Raw genomic sequence first — 3,040 nt, 5'->3', positions numbered from 1 at the left:
CACGTAGCTTGCCGATAATCTCTTCCGGGCGATGCTTCTTGCTCGGCATTCTATATCTCCTTCGTCGTCCAAAATATCATCAATTTTGGACCACTCAGAAGGGGGCAGATCAATCGAACGTCAGCGACTTGTCGACGCCGCCGCCAATCGAAAACTGCTGCGACGTGCTGGCGTACGTGGAGCACGGATGCAACATAGCATGCTAAAAAGCACGTAAATCTGCGATTTGTCAGACGCTTCCTAATCTGGGGGCCACTGGTTCGAATCCAGTCGGGTGCACCATTTCCGTTCAGCTTTGGGCACCAAGTGCGGCGGAGTGCCGATTGCAGCTCGCGACAGAGCGGCTTTCGATCCGGAGATACGGATTTCCCTATGTCCGACTTCGACGCGATCAACGAGCAGACGGATATAATCCCTTCGCGCTGCTGAGGCCTGGCCGCGCAGCTTATTCCGCATCAAAGAGCCGAATTTCTCCACAATCTCGGGCGTGATGCGACGCTCGCCATCATCAATCTGCCGCTCCAAAGCATTAATATCGACTGCAATCGCGCGCTTCTGTGCCGCGATGTTGGCAATTTCAGCAGCAACCTGTGGATCGTCAGGGGCGTAAAGGCCGGAGCGAACCAGTTTAATCACGTTGGCGCTTTCGCCATCGAGCAGTGTCAGGCGAGCACGAAGCTGCTTCAGGCCTTCGCGGCGACCGACCTGAACTTCTTCGCTGCGATCGATCCAAGCGGATAACAGCGCTTTGAGCCGGTCGGGGCCGAGAACATGTTCAGCAACAGCGTCCACGACCAGATCGTCGAGCGTATCCATTCGAATGCGCCGACCGGGACATTGAGATACACCGCTCGCGGCGCGTCGATGACAAGCATAGTAGCGGTATCGTCCACCCTTGCCAGTCGACGTCGTCATGCCGCCCCCGCAGCCGTCGCCCCCGCAGCCGCAGATGACGGAGCCTGTCAGAAGGTTGCCGTTGGTCTTAACCGCAGCAACTCCCATCTTTGGATCGCGCGCAGTCATCTGCGCCTTGGCGGCATAGAACAGCTCTTCGCTGATCAGCGGAGGAACGGGGATTGGCACCCATTCGTTCTCGGGGCGCGCTTCTCCCGTGCGGGAGTCGCGCTGATTATAGAATGCGACACCAATATAAGCGGTGTTGGTCAGAATGGCGTGGACGTTGGACACGCTAAACGGCTTGCCCCGCAGACGTTCACCCCGTTCATTCAAGAGCCGGGCGAGATTCGTGATACCAATTGGTCGGCCCCTGTATCTATGCACGTAGGTTTCAAAGGCAAGGGGAGGGATATGTTGGGTCTCGGGATCAATCACGAGCCTTCTACGGTCTTTGCCCTTGGCTTGAGGGACAGCGACAGTTTTGTAGCCGATTGGCGGTGTCTGACCGTTCCAAAAGCCATTCACAGCATTAGCCAGCATCGTGCGCTTCACGTGCTTAGAGTTTTCTGCGCTATGATATTCATCGAACAGCGCGAGCATGCCGACGGACAAATCCGCAGCGGGATCATCGCCGAAGGCCTGGGTGATGGAAATGATCCGCACTTTGTGTCGCCGAAGCTTCTCTTTGTATTGCATGAAGTGAAGCGCGTTACGGAATAGCCGCGATAAGGAATGAACGAGGATGATATCGACGGGTCTGTCGTCGCCCATGGCGAGGGCTATCATCGCCTGAAACTCGGTTCGCCCATCCTTGGTGGCGCTTGCGCCCGCGTCGATGAAGGTTGCGGCTTTGCAGGCACCATGTTCGGCGATCCAGCGTTCGGCCCAATCGATCTGATCTGTGATCGACAGCTCATTGTCCGCCTGCTTGCGCGTGGAAACACGGGCATAGATAGCCACCCGCTTTCCCTGATGATCTTTACTCATGCGGGCTTACTCCAAACAGCTCTGCGATCGCGATGCCGAACCATCGATCAATGAGTTCGGCCTCGGCCGGAATCGACGACCATGAATCATCGAAGTGGTAACTGACAAGAGGAAGGACCGCGTCGTTCGTCTTGATGTGCTGTCGCGTTCTGGGACGCGCTCGGGATGGCTTTGTCTGCATCCCCAGTTTTTGGCCCGGCTAGGAATCGCGTAAGCGGAGGGTCACTGGCGTCAGGTGCGCAAGCGGTGATGTGATCGCTGTGTGTCACCTACGTCATCATCAGCGAACGTCAGCATCGGGATTGAAATTCATGTTCGGTTTCGGTGAGACGCAATGTGCAACGGGTGCAGCCGAAAAATCGAATTAGAGTGATGATCAGGCAAGCTGTTTCGCGAACGATTTGCCGTAACCGCCATGGAAAATAAGACCATGACCACTCTCTTAAAGTGCTGAGCTACGTTGCAAGCGTAACCACTAGGCTAGTGCGGTCGCCCTCTCATTTTTAGCTTCGCCCCTCCTACAGATCGCAAAAAGACTACGAAAGTTTACTATTTTGCAGTATGAGACGCGAACTGCGGGTGACACATCGGAGTGAGCACGATGGAGCCGAATCTGGAGGATGTTGGGGAACAGGCGCTTGCGGCGGAAAGACGCTACGGCGACGACGCTGTCGAGATGATCACCGTGCGGATGATCGAGTGCCTGAAACTTAGAGAATATGTTGAAGCAGGATTTTGGTCTGCGGTTGCAAATCAGTTAAGCGGTGTGCAATCGATTAAAACCAATTTTTCACCTATTTCGTTTTCCGAGGAAATAAAGCCGCAAGCGAACGGGTGTTAGCGACCAAGTCGCTGATAATCAAATTGACTTTATGGCTTAACCGCTGAATTCATCTTCGATCGGTTGGCGTAGGTTCGACGCGGTCGAAATCAGCTGTATTGACTTCCAAAACCAAATGCATATCAATGCATGACCGGCCCGCGACCTCCCGGCTGGTCAAGCTTCTTTTGCGTAGCCATACCAAAAGAACAGAAAGGCCTCGTGACGTGCTCCCCTGAAATGTGACCGATTTTGAGTAGAGTCCGACACGAAGGAGTCGGACAGAATGAAGCGAAGCAGGTTCAGCGAAGAGCAGATCATCGCGATATTGAAGGA

Annotated in this window: 2 protein-coding genes; one reads left to right on the top strand and one right to left on the bottom strand. The window is 54.6% G+C overall.

The window, feature by feature from the left end:
- Positions 1–240: 240 nt before the first annotated feature.
- Positions 241–1,884, bottom strand: coding sequence for a recombinase family protein (locus FFS18_RS17290; RefSeq protein ID WP_137871794.1), 1,644 nt, complete (start codon positions 1,882–1,884; stop codon positions 241–243).
- A 601-nt stretch (positions 1,885–2,485) separates the two neighbouring features.
- On the opposite strand from FFS18_RS17290, the gene FFS18_RS17285 reads away from it, so the two are divergent.
- Positions 2,486–2,725: a hypothetical protein gene (locus tag FFS18_RS17285; RefSeq protein WP_137871793.1), complete on the top strand. Its 240-nt coding sequence runs from the start codon at positions 2,486–2,488 to the stop codon at positions 2,723–2,725.
- Positions 2,726–3,040 lie beyond the last annotated feature (315 nt).

Origin of the sequence: Sphingopyxis sp. 2PD (assembly GCF_005503695.1) — a bacterium.
Classification (GTDB): Bacteria; Pseudomonadota; Alphaproteobacteria; order Sphingomonadales; family Sphingomonadaceae; genus Sphingopyxis.
The sequence above is the reverse complement of the archived record's forward strand: the minus strand, read 5'-3'. Positions and strand labels throughout refer to the sequence as shown.